General features: G+C 56.5%; 18 protein-coding genes and 1 tRNA gene. 15 read left to right on the top strand and 4 right to left on the bottom strand.

The features are described 5' to 3' along the window. Position 1 precedes the first annotated feature (1 nt). The 8 genes from AC2FD9_RS04765 to AC2FD9_RS04800 all read left to right on the top strand — a co-directional run bounded on the left by AC2FD9_RS04765 (position 2) and on the right by AC2FD9_RS04800 (position 8950). On the top strand, positions 2-874 hold the full coding sequence (locus AC2FD9_RS04765; RefSeq protein WP_496835653.1) for a shikimate dehydrogenase: 873 nt from the start codon (positions 2-4) through the stop codon (positions 872-874). Continuing rightward, positions 871-1686, top strand: a complete 816-nt coding sequence (locus tag AC2FD9_RS04770) for a citryl-CoA lyase (protein ID WP_496835654.1) — start codon at positions 871-873, stop codon at positions 1684-1686. The genes AC2FD9_RS04765 and AC2FD9_RS04770 overlap by 4 nt, the downstream gene beginning before the upstream one ends. Further along, complete coding sequence (locus AC2FD9_RS04775; RefSeq protein ID WP_282118922.1) at positions 1676-2863, top strand: Gfo/Idh/MocA family protein; 1188 nt, start codon at positions 1676-1678, stop codon at positions 2861-2863. The genes AC2FD9_RS04770 and AC2FD9_RS04775 overlap by 11 nt, the downstream gene beginning before the upstream one ends. Further along, positions 2853-3527, top strand: a complete 675-nt coding sequence (locus AC2FD9_RS04780) for a hypothetical protein (RefSeq protein WP_496835655.1) — start codon at positions 2853-2855, stop codon at positions 3525-3527. Before AC2FD9_RS04775 ends, AC2FD9_RS04780 begins: the two co-directional genes overlap by 11 nt. Then, on the top strand, positions 3520-4710 hold the full coding sequence (locus AC2FD9_RS04785; RefSeq protein ID WP_496835656.1) for a Gfo/Idh/MocA family protein: 1191 nt from the start codon (positions 3520-3522) through the stop codon (positions 4708-4710). Before AC2FD9_RS04780 ends, AC2FD9_RS04785 begins: the two co-directional genes overlap by 8 nt. A gap of 154 nt (positions 4711-4864) precedes the next feature. Further along, positions 4865-5779, top strand: a complete 915-nt coding sequence (locus AC2FD9_RS04790; RefSeq protein ID WP_496835657.1) for a sugar phosphate isomerase/epimerase family protein — start codon at positions 4865-4867, stop codon at positions 5777-5779. Next, positions 5760-7169, top strand: coding sequence for an aldehyde dehydrogenase family protein (locus AC2FD9_RS04795; RefSeq protein WP_496835658.1), 1410 nt, complete (start codon positions 5760-5762; stop codon positions 7167-7169). The genes AC2FD9_RS04790 and AC2FD9_RS04795 overlap by 20 nt, the downstream gene beginning before the upstream one ends. Next, complete coding sequence (locus AC2FD9_RS04800) at positions 7169-8950, top strand: thiamine pyrophosphate-binding protein (protein ID WP_282169014.1); 1782 nt, start codon at positions 7169-7171, stop codon at positions 8948-8950. Before AC2FD9_RS04795 ends, AC2FD9_RS04800 begins: the two co-directional genes overlap by 1 nt. A 180-nt stretch (positions 8951-9130) precedes the next feature. Here the strand turns inward: AC2FD9_RS04800 and AC2FD9_RS04805 are convergent, their stop codons facing one another. Then, entirely contained in the window at positions 9131-9775 is a 645-nt protein-coding gene (locus tag AC2FD9_RS04805) for a hypothetical protein (RefSeq protein ID WP_496696282.1), read from the bottom strand. Between the two features lie 268 nt (positions 9776-10043). Further along, a complete protein-coding gene (locus tag AC2FD9_RS04810; protein WP_496835659.1) occupies positions 10044-10223 on the bottom strand; it encodes a hypothetical protein in 180 nt (59 codons plus the stop codon). Between the two features lie 17 nt (positions 10224-10240). Between AC2FD9_RS04810 and AC2FD9_RS04815 the strand changes: the two genes are divergently transcribed. Next, a complete protein-coding gene (locus AC2FD9_RS04815) occupies positions 10241-10789 on the top strand; it encodes a hypothetical protein (protein ID WP_496835660.1) in 549 nt (182 codons plus the stop codon). Positions 10790-11274: 485 nt separating this feature from the next. Here AC2FD9_RS04815 and AC2FD9_RS04820 read toward each other — a convergent pair. Beyond that, positions 11275-11349 (bottom strand) — tRNA-Gln (locus tag AC2FD9_RS04820). Positions 11350-11654: 305 nt separating this feature from the next. On the opposite strand from AC2FD9_RS04820, the gene AC2FD9_RS04825 reads away from it, so the two are divergent. Beyond that, the gene (locus AC2FD9_RS04825; protein ID WP_496835661.1) at positions 11655-12572 is read left to right on the top strand and encodes a haloalkane dehalogenase; all 918 of its coding nucleotides are present in this window, start codon (positions 11655-11657) and stop codon (positions 12570-12572) included. A 1-nt stretch (position 12573) separates the two neighbouring features. Here AC2FD9_RS04825 and AC2FD9_RS04830 read toward each other — a convergent pair whose 3' ends face one another. After that, positions 12574-13035 (bottom strand): SH3 domain-containing protein, encoded by a 462-nt coding sequence (locus AC2FD9_RS04830; RefSeq protein ID WP_234416571.1) that lies wholly within the window; start codon positions 13033-13035, stop codon positions 12574-12576. A gap of 198 nt (positions 13036-13233) precedes the next feature. Here AC2FD9_RS04830 and AC2FD9_RS04835 point away from each other — a divergent pair, with 198 nt between their 5' ends. The 5 genes from AC2FD9_RS04835 to AC2FD9_RS04855 all read left to right on the top strand — a co-directional run bounded on the left by AC2FD9_RS04835 (position 13234) and on the right by AC2FD9_RS04855 (position 21505). Continuing rightward, the gene (locus tag AC2FD9_RS04835; RefSeq protein ID WP_282169011.1) at positions 13234-14220 is read left to right on the top strand and encodes a 2-hydroxyacid dehydrogenase; all 987 of its coding nucleotides are present in this window, start codon (positions 13234-13236) and stop codon (positions 14218-14220) included. 67 nt (positions 14221-14287) lie between these two features. Then, a complete protein-coding gene (gene ggt / locus AC2FD9_RS04840) occupies positions 14288-16081 on the top strand; it encodes a gamma-glutamyltransferase (protein ID WP_496835662.1) in 1794 nt (597 codons plus the stop codon). A gap of 24 nt (positions 16082-16105) precedes the next feature. Further along, the gene (locus tag AC2FD9_RS04845) at positions 16106-17512 is read left to right on the top strand and encodes an FAD-binding oxidoreductase (RefSeq protein WP_496835663.1); all 1407 of its coding nucleotides are present in this window, start codon (positions 16106-16108) and stop codon (positions 17510-17512) included. A 100-nt stretch (positions 17513-17612) separates the two neighbouring features. Next, on the top strand, positions 17613-18860 hold the full coding sequence (locus tag AC2FD9_RS04850; protein WP_496835664.1) for a hypothetical protein: 1248 nt from the start codon (positions 17613-17615) through the stop codon (positions 18858-18860). A 137-nt stretch (positions 18861-18997) separates the two neighbouring features. Then, the gene (locus tag AC2FD9_RS04855; protein ID WP_496696242.1) at positions 18998-21505 is read left to right on the top strand and encodes a GcvT family protein; all 2508 of its coding nucleotides are present in this window, start codon (positions 18998-19000) and stop codon (positions 21503-21505) included.

Consider the following 21505-nt stretch of genomic DNA (forward strand, 5'->3'; position numbering starts at 1 on the left):
TATGAAGGCCGCACTAATCGGACAAGGGATTTCTGGCTCCATGACGCCTGAGATGCACGAGGCGGAGGGCCGGGCGCAGGGTATCGATCTGAGCTACGGTAGGATCGACACGGCAAAAGAGCCATTTCGTGGAATGTCGGTCGCTGATTTACTGCATTATTCCGTTGAATTAGGCTGTGCGGCGGTCAACGTGACACACCCCTACAAAGCGTCGGTCATTGATCATCTCGATGAGCTTTCCAAGACTGCTGAGGAGCTTCAAGCTGTCAACGCGGTGGTTTTTTGTGACGACCGAATGGTTGGCCACAACACCGATTACATAGGTTTCCACAGTGCCTTCGGAGATTTTTTGGGATCATCGAAGACTGAAACGGTTCTCATGTTTGGTGCTGGTGGCGCGGGCAGTGCAGTCTCTTTGGCTTTGCTTGATTCAGGTGTTCGAGATCTGGAGATCATCGATCCTGACTTCCACCGAGCGCAGGCGCTGGTCAGTCGACTAAAGGTCTTGCGCCCTTGTGCGAAGCTTCAGGGTTCCCCCTCGATTTCGTTGGGACGGGTCAAATTTGTGGACGGAGTGGTCAATGCAACACCGCTCGGGATGGATAAGTACCCCGGGTCGGTAATTGATCCATCATTGTTGCGGCCGGATGCTTGGGTGGCAGATATAGTATATTTCCCGCTCGAGACACATCTTCTGAGCAGCGCCCGCACAACTGGGTTAAAAGTGATGAATGGTGCTGGAATGGCAGTTCATCAGGCTGCAGCGTCTTTTGGAATCTTCACCGGCTGCACCGCCTCAATCAGTCGTCTTCAAAACGTTTTCGATTCACTTCGTCAGCAGCGCATGCGCGAGTTTAGAGGTGCAACGGTATGACAAACGACGAGCAAGCTATCCGCCAATGGTGGCGTACCTCCATCATCGACATGAAGCCCGGTCAGATCGCTTTTCGTGGCAACGCCATAGAGGACCTGATCGGGAACGTATCTTTCCCGCAGATGATCTGGCTGATGGTGCGGGGTGATCTGCCCAGCGACGCACAAGCGCGCTTGTTCGAAGCTGCTTTGGTCGCAGGCGTGGATCACGGCCCACAGGCTCCCTCAATCGCGGCTGCGCGTATGGCCGCCACCTGCGGGGTAGGTCTCAATAATGCGATGGCGACTGCGGTGAACATGCTGGGCGACGTGCACGGCGGGGCAGGAGAGCAGTGTGCAGAGCTGTACTATGATATCGCAGTCCGCATGGATGCGGGAGCTTCGCTGAATGACGCTGTTCGGGATGGCTTGGACAGTTGGCGCGAGACCTACGGCAAGATCGTATCGGGCTTTGGTCACAGGTTTCACAAGCCTGTCGACCCACGCGCACCACGATTGATGAAACTTGTTCGTGATGCGGTGGCAGTAGGCGCAGTATCTGGCCGGTTTGCCGATATCGGAGAAGAGGTTCAAGCCGAACTCGGTCGTCAACGCGGCAGTCGGCCAATTGCCATGAATATCGACGGCGCGACAGCTGTGATCTTCTGCGAACTTGGCTTTCCTGCGCCCTTGTCACGAGGGCTGTTCTGCCTGTCCCGCTCGGTCGGAATACTCGCCCACGCTTGGGAGCAAATGGGGCAGGGCGGTCGGAACAAAGGGCCGATGCCCCCGAATTACTTACCCCTCTACGAAGACAGGAATGATGACACGTGAGACATCGAAATCCTTCCGGGTCGGCCTTATTGGCTGTGGTCGTATCAGCGATATTTATCTAAAGACACTATCCAATTTTTCGAGCGTCGAGGTCGTGGCTTGTACATGCCTTGATCCTTCGGAAAGCCGCGCCAAAGCGGATCAATACGGTGTCGCCAAGGCCTGCACGCCAGATGAAGTGTTTGACGATCCGACGATTGACTGCGTTCTGAATCTGACAATTCCGGCGGCGCATGCCGAAATCAGCCTGCGCGCGTTGGAGGCGGGCAAGCACGTCTATTCCGAAAAGCCGCTGGTTATGAATCGAACGGATGGTAAGGCGATCCTGCACATGGCCTCTGAAAAGGGGTTACTGGTCGGTTGCGCACCCGACACGTTTCTGGGCGGTCGCTGGCAGACCGTTCGGCGCTTGATCGACGAGGGTGCCATTGGCAAACCGACAGGGGTTTTTGCCCATGTCGGTACCCACGGGACAGAACGCCACCATCCCAACCCGGATTTCTACTATAAGGCGGGTGGTGGGCCATTGCTGGACCTTGGGCCGTACTACCTGACCGCCATGATCTGCTGCCTTGGTCCCGTTGACCGGGTTGCCGGAATGGCTCGGCGCACGTTCGACAATAGGATGATCGAAAACGGCCCTCGCAACGGCGAATGGATAGATGTCGAAGTCGACACGCACTCCCTAAGCCTACTTCAGTTCTCATCCGGAGCTATAGGGTCGATGACCATGAGCTTCGACGTCTGGGACAGCGAAACTCCGCGGTTCGAGATATACGGTGAAAACGGCACCATCAGCATTCCTGATCCTGACCCGGTTCATGGTGCCAATATCTTTCAAGGGGATGTCTGGCTGAAAACGCGGGAGACCTCGCGCTGGTCTCATCAGCCTCGTCCAACCGGTCGCGAAGACTGGCAGGTGGTCGAAAACAAACACGGGTTCAATGAAGACAGCCGTGGGCTCGGCCTTTTGGATCTGGCCCTGGCGGCGCAAGAAGGACGCCAACCCCGTGCAAGTGGAGCGCTTGCCTACCACGTTTTCGAGGTCATGGACGCGATCGAACGGGCACCGAAATTTGGCGCCTATCAGACGATAGAAAGCCGTTGCGCGGCTCCGGAGCTTTTGCCGGTCGATTTCCTTAACGATGAAAGGAAGGAATTGGTTCATGCCGATTGAGACACTCGACTTTGTTCAGCCATTCTTTCGCGTCCAGCACATAACTGACGAGCGCAGAATTTCTATCGAGGGTCGCGCCATCGTCCTTAACCTTGGGGGGCGAAATCTCTCTGTCGAGGATCAGACCATTGGACCGCTTTCCTCTGTGATCGTGCAAGACAGCACGCTTAGCGGCGTGGAACGTGCAGTCATTGTCCACGATTTCGACGCCCATGCGGATGACAACGAGTTGTTCGCATGGGTGAAAGATACATGGCCATCTGCTTTTGATGTTCGCCAAGAGGAGCGTCTGCTTGGTGTCAGCCACTACATGTCGCCGAAGGTCTTTGTGGGTAACGTTGGACTGACCATGTACCATTCCGGTTCGGTCCCATTGAATGTCGGGTTGCATAAGGATCATCCGTTCTGCCCGGTACCGGGGTTTCGCGAAGTGCATACGCAAATCGTTGGCTTTGGCAAAATGCAGCAATGCCGCGAACGGGACGTTGAAACCCTTTACCTTGAAGAATTCATGGCTCCGGGCACGACGCACAAGCCGATGTATGACGCCGAAGGCAACTATCCCTGGCATCAATACGAGACAATTACCCCCAGTATTTTCATGGCGGTGGAAATGCTGCCGGAAGGCGTACAGGTCCCGGAAATGGAGGTTCAGAATGGCTGAGAGACTTTTACTCGAAGACCTGAACTTTGACGGACCTTTCCCCCGGTTGTCTCGCCGTTTGCGGCTGGGCGTTGTTGGCGGAGGACGGATCTCTGTTACGCAAGCAACGGCCGCGCGGATGACCGACCGGTGGGAGGTCACCGCAGGCGCGCTCAGTTCAGATGGCGCGCGCAGCAAGGCGCGCGGAGCTGAGTGGTTCTTGCCAGTAGACAGGTGCTATGCGTCCTTCGACGAGATGGCAAAGGCCGAGGCGGCGCGCCCGGATGGCGTAGATGCCGTCATGATCACTACCCCGAACCACGTTCATTTTGAAGCCGCCAAAACGTTTCTGGAGGCGGGTATTGACGTGCTGTGCGACAAGCCCCTGACCAACGAAGTCGACGAGGCCGAGGGGCTTGAGGACATTACCGCGCGCACGGGACACATCTTTGCTGTCGGCTATGCGATGTCATGTTTTCCAGTAATCCGTCAGGCCAAACAAATCGTGGCGGAAGGCGGCATCGGTAAAATCAACCAAATCCACGTCGAGTTCATGCAAGACTGGATGACGCCCGATGATGTGGCTGATGCGCCCCACGTCAAATGGCGGCTGGACCCAAAGATTTCTGGTCCGACCAGCTGTGTCGGCGATATCGGCACCCATGCCGCGCATCTCGCCAGTTTTGTCTCGGGCCTGCCCTTGACCGACCTACGGGCTGAGTTTCATGTCTGCGGCGCGCCAAAGCCTTTGGAAGACACGGTGTTCATGTTCACCCGCTACCAAAATGAAATTCCGGGAACCTTGATGGCAACACGCCTTGCCCCGGGAAATCGGGGTGGGTTGAGGTTGCGGATATTTGGGAGCGAAGGCGGCCTCGAGTGGGATTTAGAGAATTCGGAGCAGCTGAAGTTCAATCGGTTTGGTGAACCGGATAATATCATAAGCCGAGGTCACGGGCATGGCATCGGCCCCGGCGCAGAACGTCTGATCCGTACCGCGCGCGGCTTCCCCGAAGGGATTATCGAAGCTTGGGCCAACCTTTACACGGAATTTGCCATGGCCGTAGCCGCGCGTCGGGATGGCGTTACCGTTCCGGCCGATTGGCTTGCTTACCCCAGTGTCGAACAAGGCGCAGACGGTGTCCGATTCATTGATGCCTCTGTGCGCTCTCACCAGTCCGGAGGTGACTGGGTCACCATCTAATGCTCTGCCAGCACAAAGGTTAAACACGCCCGGGCTATTGCTCGGGCGTTTCTATTTTCTGCTCAGCATTAAAAGTTGATATTTTAAAAAATATCAGATATTTTTAACTACGTGTGATGAAAATAAGATTCGCAGACACCCGGAGCTGTCATTCATGGCGAAACCCGAAGAGGCTGGCACACGCCCCTCTCTCTATTCCTTGGCGCATCTGACGCTGATTGGCTGTACGCCGCCCGAGCTGGTCTATATCGCCGCACGGGCCGGTTACGATGCCGTCAGCCCCCGGTTCATTCCGATGCATGTGCCTGGAGAGTTCACCCAGTCCCCGATCGACAAGGCTCAGGTGCAGGCTACCAAAACTGCGCTTTCAACAACCGGTCTGAAAGTCCTCGATGTCGAGCTTGCGCGCATTACCGAAGATGTTGATCCGCGCAGTTTCGAGCCGTCGCTGGAGATCGGCGGGGAACTGGGCGCCAAGCGTATGATCATGAGCGCGTGGACCAACACCCGCGATGATCGTGACTTCCTGATCGACGTCTATTCCGAGACCTGCGAACTGGCGGCTCCGTATGGGCTAACAGTGGACCTTGAGTTTCCAAGCTTCTCCCGCTTGCGCACTCTGGATGAGGCGCTTGATATCGTGCGTGCCTCCGATCAGCCCAACGGCGGTATTCTGGTCGATACGCTTTACCTGCACCTCAGCCGCGTGGATTTGGGAGAGTTGCTACACGTCCCCTCGGATCTGTTTCATTTCCTGCATATCTCTGATTGCCTGCCTGGCATCGCCGATACGCGTGAGGGCATGATCCAGTTGGCCCGCGATGCGCGGCTCTATCCCGGCGAAGGCTGGATTGATTTCACCGGCATAATCGAACGGATGCCACCCGTCGACTATTCCATTGAATTGCCCAACCAAAGCCGCGTTGCCGAGTTGGGATATGAAGAACACGCGCGTCGCTGTCTCAGCCACGCCAAGCGAACATTCGGCGAGGCGCGGTCACAGCGTCGTGTGCCCGATGCTGCAATTCTAAAACACCAAGAGGATCATCATGGGCAAAGAGCTCACTGAAAACGACCGCAACATGGCGGCCGATATGCTGGCACGCGCCCGTGCTGCCATGGCCGAGATCGAGGATTGGGATCAGGGCAGGCTGGACCGCCTGTCTCAAGCCATCGCGTGGTATGCTGGGAACGAGAAAACCTTCACGCGTCTAGCCCAGCAAGGCGTGGACGAAAGCGGTATCGGAGATCGCGAAGGGCGTCCTGCGAAGCGATTTAAGATTCACATGGTGCTGCGTGATGTTCTGCGCACGCCCTCGACGGGGATCGTCGAAGTCGACGAAGAAAAGGGGCTCTCGAAATACGCCAAACCTGCTGGTGTGATCGCATCCTTGATTCCCATGACCAACCCTGCGATGACGCCACCGGTGACCGGCGTGTCCGCCGCGAACGCCCGGAATGCAGTCATCTTCAGCCCGCACCCGCGAACCGCCCATACCACCTTTGAGATGGTCGAGGTCATGCGCGCAGCCTGCCGTGCCGCCGGTGCCCCCGAAGACCTATTCCAGTCGATCCGCAAACCATCGATCCCGTTAACACAGCACCTCATGGAGATTTGTGACCTGACTCTGGCAACGGGTGGCAAGCCGATGGTCAAAGCGGCCTACAGTTCTGGGCGCCCGGCCTATGGCGTCGGCGCGGGCAATTCGTCCATCGTCATCGATGAAACCGCCGATCTGGACATCGCTGCGCAGAACACTCGCATTTCAAAGACCTCCGACTTTGGGTCGGGCTGCTCGGCCGACGGCAACATCATCATCCAGCGCTCAGTTTACGACGATATGGTCCAGGCGCTTCAAGCTGAGGGTGGCTACCTGTGTTCGGATGAAGAGAAGGCCATGCTAGAAGCGGCCATGTGGGACGAGAAGGGAAACCGTACGTTCCCGACCATCGCCTGTCCGCCGCAGCAAACGGCCAAGGTCTCCGGTTTTAGCATCCCCGAAGATCGCAAGTTTCTGATGGTTGAAAATCAGGGGCAAATCGGGCCGCAGCACAAGTTCTCGAAGGAAAAACTGACCACGCTGATGGCGCTTTATCACTTCGACACGTTCGATGACGCGTTGGAAACGGTCAGCCGGATTTACAATACCGGAGGTAAGGGCCATTCCTGCGGGATTTATAGCCATAATGACGATCACATCGATCGGCTCGCTCGCCTTGCTCCGGTCAGCCGTATGATGGTGCGACAGCCTCAGTCCAAGGCCAATGCGGGTGCCTGGACCAATGGCATGCCTATGACCAGCAGCCTGGGCTGCGGCATCTGGGGCGGCAACATCACCAACGAAAACGTCACTATGAAACACATGATGAACTACACTTGGGTCAGCCGTCCGATCCCTGAGGATCGCCCCTCGGAGCCGGACCTGTTCGGTGAGTTCTACGGACAGGAGGTCGCGTGATGGACGGAGCTAAATTGGAAGGCAAAACCGTTGCTGAGCACATCGTCGATTTCCTTGAGCGTCGTGAGGTCAAACATGTGTTCGGTCTATGCGGCCACACGAATATAGCGGTTCTGGCCGCGTTGGCGGAAAGCCCCATCGATTTCGTCACCGTACGGCACGAACAAATAGCCAGCCACGCGGCGGACGCATATGCCCGCGTGACGGGCAAGGCCTCGGTGGTGCTGTCCCACCTCTCCCCGGGACTGACCAATTGCGCCACCGGGGTCGCCAACGCGGCCTTGGACTGTATCCCTATGGTCGTGATCGCGGGCGATATTCCTACGCATTACTATGGTAAACACCCGCATCAGGAGGTGAACCTGCACGCAGACGCTGCCCAATGGGAGATTTATCGCCCCTTCGTCAAACGTGCTTGGCGGGTGGATCGCGCCGACCTGATGGCCGAAATCTTGGAAAAGGCGTTCCATCTGGCTGAAAGCGGTCAGCCCGGGCCGGTGCTGGTCAATGTGCCGATGGACATCTTCTCCGAGGTGATCCCCTCGGACAGCTTCGACCGTATCCGCGATAACACGCGCGCGCTCAAGAAACCGTCGATTGACGACGAGACAGCGGGAGAGATTGTCGAAGCGTTGGCTAAAGCCGAAAACCCAGTCGCTTATGTCGGGGGTGGTATTCTTCTGGCACAGGCCAGCGAGGAGTTGCGAGAATTTGTTGAACATATGGGCCTTCCAGTCGCGCATTCCCTGATGGGTAAAGGCGCGTTGCGAGACGACCATCCACTTGTGCTGGGAATGACCGGGTTTTGGGGCACCGAATTGGTCAACCAGTCCTGCTTGAATGCGGACTACATCTTTGCGGTGGGAACCCGGTTCAAAGAGGCCGATTGTTCCAGCTGGTATCCCGGCTATACGTTCAACATTCCCGGCTCGAAGGTCATCCATATCGACATCGAACCGCAGGAAATCGGTCGGAACTATCCCACCGAGATCGGCGTCGTTGCTGACGCCAAGGCCGCTTTGCGCGTCCTCAACCGGGTCGCCCGCGAGATGTATCCGGACGGTTTCAAACGCCCCGCTCTGGAACAGAAGATCGCCGACTTCCGCACGGATTTCAAAGCACACAACGTGGAAATGGCGACCTCAGCAGCCTTTCCGATGATGCCCGAGCGTATTCTGGCAGATACCCGCAAGGCACTGCCCGAGGATGCCATCATCACCACTGACGTTGGGTGGAACAAGAACGGTGTCGGGCAACAGTTCGACATTTTGACGCCGGGTTCAATCCTGACCCCGGGCGGGTTCGCGACGATGGGTTTCGGTCCTCCGGGTGCGATCGGCGCGAAACTGGCGGCACCTGATCGTGTGGTGATCAGCCTTGTTGGCGATGGTGGTTTCGGCCAAAACCCGTCGATGCTGGCAACGGCCGTCGAACTCGATCTGGGCATTATCTGGCTGGTCATGAACAACAACGCCTTCGGAACCATAGCAGGTCTGCAAAAGGCGCATTACGGTCTGACCTATGGAACCACGTTCCCCGGATCAGCCGCCGCACCCGCAAACGGACCGGGCTATGCCGACATCGCGCGAGCCTACGGCGCGGAAGGGCATAGGCTCAGCGCTGCCGACGAACTGTTGCCCGCACTGGAAGCGGCAATCGCCAGTGGCAAGCCAACCGTGCTCGATGTGCCAATGATCAACAACCCAACACCAACGACCGGACATTGGAACATTTTGGACATATACTCGCCGGACAAAGAGATATCTCACGTCGCGACTTGATGAAACTGGGCGCGTTCAGGCGCGCCCAGTTTCTTGTGAGAATGAACATCCGTGCTCGAGCAAATACCCGTCTTAGTGTTGCAAAGATTGCTATGGCAAACCGAAGATTAGTCGCGGCCTGACATCAAGCGGCGTAGGCTGAAAGAAAGACAGAAAGAAAAACGGAAGCTGTTATTTCCTTCATGGCCTTGGTGGGATAGTTTTTGTCGGTTCCTGTGCGTGCCCGGGAAAGCTGAACCGGTGCCTGAACGAACTTGCCGAAGTCATCCAGCCGTGTTCAGCTAAGAGTTCCGAGCCGGCATAGTGCACGTCGTCGCCTTCTTGCGCGGCAACTTCCGCGTCATTGAGCCGACGTTGCAAAGCTGTCGCACGTTTGCCCAGATCGTTTGAAATCGGCGTTGGAAGATTTAGGGCAACGCGGTCTCCAGCGGCGCGCAGCAAAGGCTCGACGTCGGTCCATTGTCTGTTCCTTGCGGTCTGCCGGAGACGTCGGTTTTCTTCCTGCAGCGCTTCGATCCTCTGGTCGACCTCGCCAGCGCTCAAGGCACTGTCTTGGTTTTGCTCTTGCAACATGACCTCAAGTGCTGAGCGTAGCATCTCGGTCAAGACGGCTTTGGCGGTCTCGGGGGTCCGCGAATCTTTAATCAGTGCTTCCACGTGTATTTTCTCCATCTGTTCGAGGACGGTGAGCAACGCGGCTGCGCGATTCACGGCGTCGAGCGGGAGGTCGGTTTGCAGCGGCAGGCAAAGAAACTGGTTTGGGACCTGGTTTGATATTTTTTTTGGCAGGCGTTTTCGGAAATAGAAAATACGGTCGCGGCGCATTAGTTAGGGGCCTGCATAGTCACCGGGTTTGCGCTACAGACCGCCGTATCGATTTCTGGCAGTCTGTGTTACATCGGATTTTTCGGGGGCTCTGTCGCCCCTTATTTTCCTGACTTTTCTTGAAAAGGTGGCTGGGGTGGTAGGATTGGAGCGCAACGTCATAGTTGTTTAAAAACAGTATCTTATGGGAATTTTTCTTATGAGATGTTGCGTGATTTGTTGCGGGAAATCCTTAGTTGTTGCAAATTTAAAAAATCGCAACAGTAATCTACAAATCGAAACCTTTCGAGCCATCCTGATTCGCTTTGCGTGAGACTTTAAGTTCACGAATATTCAGAATAACCCCTTTTAAAAAAATATTTTTCCAGTTTTTTACACTTGCTGCAGTTTTACCCACAACCTTGTACAATCTTAATAAATCAAGATTGTACAAGGTTGTGATATTCATGTCAACTTCCTAATACATTGAAAAATAATGGTAAAAATTCTTTTCTTTCCCGAGGCGCCGCCGTCAACACAATATTGCCAGGTAAATTCAAATATGCGATGCGTTTTCTTATGACGCAACAAAGTGCCATTATTGATCTGCGCTTAGAGGCAATTGAGCGGGAACTCTACGACCTAGAGTGCGAGCGGATATTGTGGGGTTCGATTGGGCCAACTTTGGCGAAGTGGGAAGGATTGCTGAAGGAGGGAGATAAGTTAACTGCGCGGTATGCGAGTAAGTTCAAAGTTCTTGCGTTGGTCGCAGAGTATTTGGGCGAGAAGGATCGCGTTGTTTACGGCGGGTCCAGTACACGCGAACTCTTTCGGCATGTTGAGCGAAAAATGGTGGGAACTGATGCGGTCAACTACAATACTTTTAGGAGCCATATGGCTAGGTTTCTCAAAGAGGGCCGCCTTTATTACAGCGATGAAACTCATCAGTGGAGGGTGGTCAAAAATGAGTACTCAGCCGTTGAGCTAAAAGTGGATGATGAGGACGAGGAGTACCGGGCCAGCAAGGCCGAATAAACAATGAAAGCCCGGGTCATTTCTGACGCGAGCTTTCAAATGAATTCTGTATCGTGCGACCGGGGCTCGACGATGCGGAGCCTCTCGATAGCGCAACCCAGTCTCCTAAGCAAAGACAGGTTTAGCGCATATCGGGTTAAAGGGCAATATACGCCCCTAAGGAGGGTAGTGGAATGACTAAGGTATCTTTCACTCCGCCGCCTCCCGGTTACCGGTACGTGTTCCGCCCATGGCGGACGTGTCCCAAGACCGGAAAGCGACTGTACGCGAGCGCGTATGGGCTGCGTGCATGGCCGATTTTGGTTCCTGTATAGGTCAACTGGCTTGCGCTAAAAGAAGAACTAAGGGAGGGGCGGCTTTCGGGCTGCCCCTTCTTTGTGTTTGCAATGTTGCGGGATTTGTTGCGGGAATAGGTTCGAATGATATAAGCGGAGGTCAGCTTCACTAGATTTTATTCAATAAAATCAATAACTTATGTGGTAAATTGGCTGGGGTGGTAGGATTCGAACCTACGGTACACTGTACCAAAAACAGTTGCCTTACCACTTGGCTACACCCCAACGGTGAGGCGCTGTCTACGATTGTTGATCGGTGGGTTCAAGACCTTTCAGACAAAAAAATGAGTGCGGATTGAAAAAAATCTAAAGGCGCTAATCGAAGATCTGAGAGTGGCTTGTTTTCCTGGGAAAGGTGTTCAATCCTGCTGTGATCTGGTCGTTTGCCAGAGCCGCGGAGTTTATGCGGAATGGGTCGCCCATAAAGCCTGATCTTGCGGTGCGGTTTTTGAAATCTAATGTTTCGCGATGGGCTGGATGCGCGCATTGGTGGCAGGGCGTTCGGGTTGGAAGCTCTGAAAGGGAAGAGAATGAAGTTTCTACGTACGCCAGATACCTGGTTTGACGGGCTCTCAGATTATCCGTTTGCACCGAATTACGCGCAGGTGGATGACACCGAAGGCGGCCAGTTGCGGATGCATTATGTGGATGAAGGGCCAGCCGAGGCCGATCCGATACTGATGATGCATGGCGAGCCAAGCTGGTCCTACCTTTACCGTCACATGATTGCGGGATTCGTCGCGCAGGGACATCGCGCGGTTGCGCCAGACCTGATTGGGTTCGGGCGATCCGACAAGCCAACTGAACGAAGCGACTACACTTATGAGCGGCACGTGGCTTGGATGGGTGAGTGGTTGCGCAAGGTAAACCTGCGCAACATCACTCTGGTTTGCCAGGACTGGGGCGGGCTAATCGGGCTGCGGTTATGGGCAGAGATGCCGGAGAGGTTCGCGCGCATAGTGATTGCCAACACGGCGCTGCCAACTGGCGATCAGCCAATGGGCGCAGCGTTTGAGAACTGGCGCAGGTTCAGCCAGGAGGTTCCGGTATTTCCGGCCGGTGGAATTCTGAAAGGCGGAACTGTATCGTCACTGTCCGAAGACGTTATCGCGGCCTATGATACGCCTTTTCCAGATGAAAGTTACAAGGCCGGGGCGCGGCAGTTTCCTATGCTAGTGCCAGCGACGCCTGATGATCCGTCCTCGGGTCCGAACCGGCGGGCTTGGGAGGTGATCCGAGGGCTTCAGACACCTGTCCTCACTGCTTTCGGGGCCGATGATCTGGTCATGGCGGGGATTGATGCGGTGTTCCAGAAACTGTGCCCGGGGGCCGCAGGGCAGCCTCATGTTATCTTGCCGAATGCGGGGCATTTCTTGCAAGAAGACGTTGGTCCGGAACTGGTCAAGCTGACCTGCGATTTCATCGCGCGCACACCCCTATCCGACTAGGTTATTCTCGGATTTCGGCTGGGTCGACGCCCCAAAGGTTCGTTTTCTGTGCCCAGCCGCGATACCCGCCCGCAGAAATCTGACACCAATCCAACGAACAGCTGCCAAGGCGCGCCACGACGCCGGTTTCAAATTGGGCGCTGACCGGGGCCTTTGGGTCCGGACTGGTGTACACGGGCAGTAGTTCGGCATCGACTAACACCGTTCGAACACCGGACAACAGGGCGTAGTGCACCCATCCCCCGGCGCCGTCGCGGTCCTGAACCCTGCGCCAGTTTCCGTATTCTGCCGTTATCTGCAGTGGCATGCCGCGCCGTTTGAAAACCCAATCGATTCGGTGAGTCAGTGATGGGCCTCGGCGCACATTGCCCTCGGCGGCTTTCATCGAGACAAACCGTGGAAGGGGCAGGTTGGTGACTTGGCCACGCTTGTCCTGCGCGCTGGCGGGCAGGGTGCCAAGCACGGTTAGGAAAACAGCGAATGCCGCCGAAACAAGGCGTTTTACGGGTAGAAAACCACTCACTTACTGTCTGCTCTTGTGCCTGTTGATCTTGCTTCGAAAAAAGGTCGACTCAATGCCTATGGGGTTCTTGTGCCCCGCCTTATCCTGCGCCACGATGACATGGCGCGCGAAGGTTTGCAAAGCAGTGGGAGTGCAGAGGTGTCAAGAGAACGTCTGAGTGTTGTCGTTACGCGACGGTTGCCCGAGGCGGTTGAAACCCGGTTAAGCGAATTGTTCGATGTGCAGTTGCGCGACGATGACAGCCCGATGACCCGCGAAGAACTGGTGAAGGCCGTGAAAACCGCCGATGTTCTGGTGCCAACCGTGACCGATACGATCGACGGTGGCCTTTTGGGGCAAGCGGGTGAAAACCTGCGCTTGATCGCGAATTACGGGGCAGGGGTCGACAATATCGATGTCTCGACCGCGCGTCAGAGGGGCATTCTGGTGTCGAACACCCCGGGGGTTCTGACCGACGATACCGCTGATATGACCATGGCGCTGATTCTCGCTGTGACCCGCCGAATTCCCGAGGGTCTGTCTGTCATGCAAAAGGGCGATTGGACCGGGTGGGCGCCGAATGCCTTGTTGGGCGGACGTATCGGCGGGCGGCGTTTGGGCGTTCTTGGCATGGGGCGTATCGGCCAGGCCGTGGCCCGCCGTGCCAGCGCATTTGGAATGCAAGTACATTACCACAACCGTCGCAGGCTTCGCCCCGAGACCGAACAAGAGATGGAAGCGACCTACTGGGAAAGCCTTGATCAGATGGTGGCGCGAATGGATGTGATTTCGGTCCATTGCCCGTCGACACCGTCTACCTTCCATTTGATGAATGCACGGCGGCTGAAATTGATGAAGCCGACAGCCGTTATTGTGAATACCTCAAGGGGTGAGGTGATCGACGAAAACGCTCTGACGCGTCGGATACGCTCGGGCGAAATCGCCGGCGCGGGCCTGGATGTCTATGAGCATGGGACGGATGTGAACCCAAGATTGCGACAGTTACCAAACGTTGTTCTGCTGCCCCACATGGGGTCGGCCACGTTAGAGGGCCGGATCGAAATGGGCGAGAAAGTTATTATAAATATTAAGACTTTCGAAGACGGTCACCGCCCGCCGGATCAGGTGGTCCCCGCAATGCTTTGATCAGGTGTTTCCCGCGTTTTGATGCGGGCGGTGCCAATTTACACACGCATATTTTCAGGAGGATACGATGAAACGAAGTCTGATTTCGGGAGTGTTGCTGTCGGCGGTGGTGCTGGCAGGACCATTGACTGCTCAGGAGACGGCGGATGCCGTTGCGCCCGAAGGCGCGTCCGAGGGGCAGGTGCAAGGCCTGACCGAAGAGGTGATCGCTGCGCTTGAGGCAAAGATGGCAGGGCAGCCGGTCACATCTGAAAACTGGATGGTCGCTGCTGCGAATCCATTGGCGGTTGAAGCAGGCGCAAAGGTTTTGCGCGCTGGCGGGTCTGCGGCTGATGCAATGATCGCCGTTCAGGTTGTGCTGGGGTTGGTCGAACCGCAATCGTCGGGCCTTGGTGGCGGTGCATTTTTGGTTTGGTATGACGCTGCATCGGGCAAGCTGACCACACTGGACGGGCGTGAAACGGCCCCGCTTGAGGCGAACCACAGGCTGTTCCATGACGAAAACGGCGAACCGCTGAAGTTCTTTGATGCAGTTGTCGGCGGATTGTCGGTGGGCACACCCGGGACACCGGCCTTGCTGGAAGAGGCACACCGGCGCTGGGGCCGCAGTCCCTGGCCAAGCCTGTTTGCCGATGGCATCGCGTTGGCGGACGACGGCTTCCTGGTATCTCCGCGCCTTGCTGGCCTGATCGAAAAAGATGCCGAACGCCTGTCGCGCTTTCCTGCAACCGCAGAATATTTCTTGCCCGGCGGTAAGCCGCTTGAGCAGGGGCAACGCCTGACCAACCCGGCCTATGCCGAAACTCTGCGTATTTTGGCCGACGAAGGCTCGGCTGGCTTTTATGGTGGTGAAGTTGCCGCTGGCATCGTCAGCACCGTACGCAACGCCGAAGGCAACCCGGGCGTTCTGTCGGGAATTGATCTGGCGCTGTATCAGGTGATCGAGCGTAAACCAGTGTGCGCTACCTATCGCGCCTATGAGGTCTGCGGCATGGGCCCACCATCGTCAGGCGCGCTGACTGTCGGTCAGATTCTGGGCATGCTGGACGGCTATGATCTGGCTGCAATGGGCCCCGAAGACACCAATGCATGGCGCCTGATCGGTGATGCCTCTCGTCTGGCTTTCGCAGATCGCGGTCGCTATATGGCCGATCATGATTTTGTTCCCATGCCCACACAGGGCTTGGTTGATCCATCTTATCTGTCCGACCGTGGCGCTCTGTTAGGCGGAGAAGCCGCACTGACAGAGGTCGCACCGGGTAACCCCGAGTTTGATCATGCGTCGAATTGGGCCGACGATGTCTCGATCGAGTTACCCTCAACCTCGCATATCTCGATCGTTGATCAGTACGGAAACGTCCTGTCGATGACGACGACGATTGAGAACGGGTTCGGTTCACGACTGATGACAAACGGGTTTCTGCTAAACAACGAATTGACGGACTTCTCGTTCAAAACGCACAGTGCCGGTGTTCCAATTGCCAACCGGTTGGAGCCTGGCAAACGCCCACGTTCGTCGATGAGCCCGACAATTGTGATGCAGGACGGCGCGCCTGTTCTGGCCATCGGATCGCCGGGCGGTAGCCGTATCATCGGCTATGTTGCCAAGTCGATCATCGCCTGGGCAGATTGGGACATGGATGTGCAGCAAGCTCTTTCACTGCCGCATCTCGTCAATCGTTTTGGCACTTATGATGTCGAAGTGGGAACCGCCGCCGAAGGGTTCTCGGACCCGCTAATCGAGCTGGGTTTTGAAGTGAACCCGCGCGACCTGACATCGGGCCTGCATGCGATTGAGATCGGAGATGTGCTGGTCGGTGGTGCCGATCCACGTCGTGAAGGAATTGCGCTGGGCGAATAGCCCGGCGTTTCAAAGGGGAAGACCATGGTGCAGGCAGTCGCTTTGCCGCGAAATGAAGTGGGGATCGAGGCAGCTGTCGGCATCCTGAAGCAAAAGTTTGGTGACCGGTTGCAAACCGGTCAGGCAATCCGCGAACAACATGGTCACACGACCACCTGGATCGAAAACCAATCCCCGGATGCTGTGGTTTTTCCGCATTCCACGGAAGAGGTCTCCGAGATCGTCAAAACCTGCGCCACGCACAAGGTACCGGTGATTGCATTTGGTACGGGTACATCGTTGGAGGGTCACGTGAACGCCCCTGCTGGTGGTATCTCGGTTGACCTGACCCAGATGAACAAGGTGCTGGCTGTGAACCCGGGTGATCTGGATTGCGTCGTACAGCCGGGTGTGACGCGCGAAGACCTGAATACCCATTTGCGGGATCAGGGTTTGTTCTTTCCGATTGACCCCGGCGCGAATGCTTCGTTGGGCGGAATGGCGGCGACGCGGGCGTCCGGGACCAACGCGGTTCGCTATGGCACGATGAAGGACAATGTCCTTAGTCTTGAGGCGGTCATGCCGGATGGGCAGATCATCCGAACCGGGCGCCGGGCCAAGAAATCCTCGGCGGGTTACGACCTGACCCGACTGCTGATCGGGGCCGAAGGGACGTTGGGCATCATCACCGAACTCACCTTGCGCCTGCAGGGCATCCCCGAGGCGATCACCTCGGCCCGTTGTTCATTTCCGTCGGTGGATGCGGCCTGTCAGGCTGTCATGATGACGATCCAATATGGTGTTCCGGTGGCGCGGATCGAGCTGCTGGATGAAATGTCGGTCCAGGCCGCTAATGCCTATTCCGGGCTGAGCCTGCCGGAAACTCCATTGCTCTTGCTCGAGTTCCACGGATCGGAAAACGGTGCGGTCGAACAGTCCGAAACCTTTAACCAGATCGCGGAAGAGTTCGGTGGCACCGATTTTGCGGCGACTTCAACGACTGAGGAACGCAATAAACTCTGGCAAGCCCGGCATGATATGTACTGGGCTTCCTTGCAACTGCGTCCGGGCGCGCGGGGAATTTCCACGGATGTCTGCGTCCCGATCTCGCGTTTGGCAAAGTGCGTCACAGCGACTCAGGACAAAGCGCGTGAGCTAGGACTTATGGCCCCCGTGGTTGGGCATGTCGGGGATGGCAACTTTCATTCCTTGCTGCTGATCGACATGGAAAACGCGGACGAAGTCAGCAAAGCTGACCAATTCGTCGGTTGGCTGAATGATCTGGCTATTTCGATGGAAGGCACGTGCACGGGCGAACATGGGATCGGACAGGGCAAACAGCCCTACCTGGTCAAAGAGCTTGGACCAGCGGTCACGTATATGACTGCCATCAAAAAGGCACTGGACCCCGATAACATCATGAACCCCGGAAAGATCCTGTCGAACACGTAGAAACGGCGCATCCTTGGGAATTCCGCCTCAGAGCCACAAGGGTGCCCAATTCTGCTGCTATCAATTGCGAAAATGAGGAGCAATTGATTTTGAGGTCATAATGGGCGCGCTAAGGTTCATTGGGTTTGCGTTGATAGTTGGTCTGGTCCTTGCGGGGCTAGATTACTTCCAGCAGGACAAAAAAACAGACGGTACGCTTTCGTTGAGCGGTTATGTTGAAACCATCTCAGCTCGGTTCGATCAAAGCCAAAAAGAGCGGGAAGTGAAACAAGCGGCGCGAGAACGTCAAAAGCTATGGGATGCCGGTGCAAAAGCTTTTCTTCCGAGCCCCCCAGAAGGGTGGGCGCAATATGCCCTGATCGAGCCCGACGCCAAGGCAGTCTCCAGAGTTCTTTCAGAATTTGGGCCAGTACCCCTTATTAGTTCGATCAGCGGGCCCGCCGAATTGCTTCAGCTCAACGCTGCCGGTAAAGACGGTGCGCTTCGAAAGCTGAATGAGACAGGCACTGTTTACGCAAAAGAAGATGAACTGATCTGGCTTGATATCACCCTCAAACCCCAAGCGGCACGAAACACTTTGGCCGGATTGGCACTGAGTGCGCAGGATGCTTTTCTGGATGGGATGAAGGCCGAACGAGGGTATGCGGTGATTGACGGCGTCGCTTTCATCGAAACAACCGGAAATCTGCTGGATGATACCAAAAAGACCAACCATCGCGCGTTCACAGGGCGTATCGGTTTTGATCAAGAGGTGGTTATCCGCCTTCACGCAGATGCCAGCGATGCGACGATCCGAGAGTTTCTTGGCCTCGTCGATTATGCAGGCCTGAACGCATTGCTGCCGCATCCGGCCCTGGTTGTCGGCAACGGAATCGAAGTTCCCCTGATCCGGCAGCCCGAAATAGCGGGTGAAATGCACGATCTCTATGAAACGATGCAAATCGCGCAGCTAAGGTTGGGTCAGGAAAAGCTGGAAAATCTGGATGCGGCCGCTTTGTTAGCGAATACGCTAAGCAGTTCGGGCTTTAATTCCGAGGGCGTCATGGACATCACCAACGGCGAAGTCTTCGAAAATCAGGAACTGTCGCAGCTATCTTACATTCGCACGCAGAACCTGCTGCTTGCCTCCGCGTTGAGCGAGGTGGAAACCGAAGTGGCCAGCACAGGTGGTATCGGTGGGTTCATTAAGGGATTGATGGGCAAAGTGGCCCACGCCAACGCGAACGCGGATGAGCCCGAACCTCAGGTTGCCCCATCGGCTGAGGTCAAGGTCAGGAAGGGCGGTTTGGGTAAGTCATCCTGTGCCACGTTGGGCAGCAGCAAACGGTGCTCTGTCGGGGGCAACTGAAACCCTTCGCACGAAAAATCGACGCTCTGCGCCGTGCACGGGTCGTTTTCTTTATATCACTGGTCGGATGAATGTCGCGCCGGGGCATTCAAATGCGCCATATGGTGTCAACTGAATTCAAGGGGAGACGCCCGGTAATGAAAACCCAAGTCAAAGCACTGGTTGTTGGCGGCGGTGCCGTCGGCACTTCGATTGCATATCACCTGGCCAAGGCAGGCTGGGACGATGTGATGCTAGTCGAACGGGATGAGCTGACCTCAGGGTCCACATGGCACGCAGCGGGGCTGTTGCCGCTGTTCAACATGTCCTATGCGACGACACACATCCACAAGTACTCGGTCGACTTCTACAAGCAGCTTGAGGAAGAAACCGGTTTGAACGCGGGCTTTGCCGTAGTTGGCAATCTGCGCATGGCACAGACGCAAGAGCGCATGGATGAATACATGCTCTATGCGTCCACGGCTGAGACTTGTGATGTCGCATATGAATGGCTGACCCCTGATCAAATCAAGGAACGCTGGCCACTGATCGAGACTTCAGATCTGAAGGGCGCGATCTATCACACCGAAGATGGCTACATTAACCCCGCCGACGTAACGCAGGCGATGGCCAAGGGTGCCCGTCAGCGCGGTGTGGAAATTGTCCGTAAGATGCAGGCCGATGCCTTCCACTGGAATGGCACTCATTGGGAAGTCACCTGCACCAAAATGGTCGAGAAGGGCGGTAACCTCATTCCGTCGGATGAGCAGGTGGTTATCACCGCCGAGCATGTCGTGACCGCATCGGGCAACCACGCGCAGCGCACGGCCAAGATGCTGGGCATCAAGATGCCCGCGATCCCGGTCGAGCATACCTTTATCGTCATGGACAAAGACCCTGAGCTGGTCAAATGGCGTGAAGCGGGCAACCCCGAACACCCTGTTGTCCGTGATGCTGACAACGAATCTTATGCACGCGAGGAGCGCGGCGGTTGGATTTTGGGGATCTATGAACATGGTGCGCCGGCGCAGTTCGAACACGGCGTGCCGGACAGCTTCCGTGCTGATCTGTTCCCGCTCGATCTCGACCGGATTGCAGACCAGTATATGGCAATGGCCGAGCGCGTGCCGTCCTGTGCCGAATCCGGCTTGAAAGACGATTTCAACGGCCCGATCTGCTACACGCCCGACGGCAACCCGCTGGTTGGTCCCGCGCCTGGCTTGCGCAACATGTGGTTGGCCGAGGGGTTCTCGTTCGGTATCACCGCCGCAGGCGGCACCGGCTATTATCTGGCGCAGATGATGGTCGACGGCGAAGCCGAGATCGACATGGCTTCGCTGGACCCCAAACGTTACTCGTCGAACTGGATGACCACCGAGTTTGCAGCACGTAAGAATGAAGAGTGCTATGAGCACGTCTATATCCTGCACCACCCCGACGAAGAGCGCGCTGCCTGCCGCCCGCTGCGGACTGTTCCGGCCTATGACCGTCAGAAAGCGCGTGGCGCACAGTTTGGCTGGGTTAACGGCTGGGAGCGCCCGAACTACTTTGGTCCGCTGGATGCACCCGAAAACTTCGACCATGATGCCCGCTCGTTCCGCCGCGGTGGCTGGTGGCAGCATGCCGTTGACGAAGCAAAGGCGATCCGCGAAGGCGTTGGCCTGATCGACGCATCGGCCTTCACAAAGCATGTCGTCAAAGGCCCCGGTGCGACCCAGTTCCTGGATTGGTTCACCTGCAACAAGCTGCCCAAGGTCGGTCGTATCAACCTGACCTACGCGCTGACCTCGCACGGTACCACCCGCACCGAATACACCATCGTCCGTAACGGCGAGAACAACTACTACATCGTCTCTGCCGGTGCCTGGACTGAGTACGACGCCGATTACCTGCGCAAGGCGGCCGAGGACAAGATGGAGGAGTTCGGTTACATCGAGATCCAAGATGTGACCACTCAGTGGGGCGTTTTTGCCATCGCCGGACCCAAATCGCGGGACGTTCTGAAAGAGGTCATCAAAGACGCCGATCCGGAAACCGCACTGTCCAACAAGCGCTTCCCATGGCTGTCGGCCCGCCAGATCGAACTGGGCATGTGCCCGGTCAACGCGATCCGTGTGGCCTATACCGGTGAGCTGGGCTGGGAATTGCACCACCCGATCGAGATGCAGAACTACCTGTTCGACCTACTGGAAAAAGCTGGTGAGAAACACGGTATGAAGCTGGTCGGTGCCCGCGCCCAGAACTGGTTGCGTCAGGAGAAATCCTATCGCGCCTTCGGCACCGAGCTGGGCCGCGACGCGACCCCGCTAGAAGCCGACCTGCCGCGCTTTGTCGACCTGTCCAAAGACTTCTATGGCAAGGCCAAGCTGGAAGAGACTGGCGTACGCGTGAAATGCTGCACCCTGCTAATCGACGGGCCGGAGGATGCCGATCCGTGGGGCCGTGAAGTGCTGTATACGCCGGAAGGTGAACGCGTCGGTCGTCTGACCTCGGGCGGTTATTCGGTCGCCTTCGAGAAATCCATCGGCATGGGCTATGTGAAACCCGATCTGGCGGTCGAAGGCACCAAGCTGAAGGTCAAGCTTCAGGACAAATTGTGGGATGCGGTCGTAACATGCGACAGCCCCTACGATCCGAAAAACGAAACTATCCGCAAGGACGGATGA

It is taken from the genome of Ruegeria sp. YTSC230, assembly GCF_059609665.1.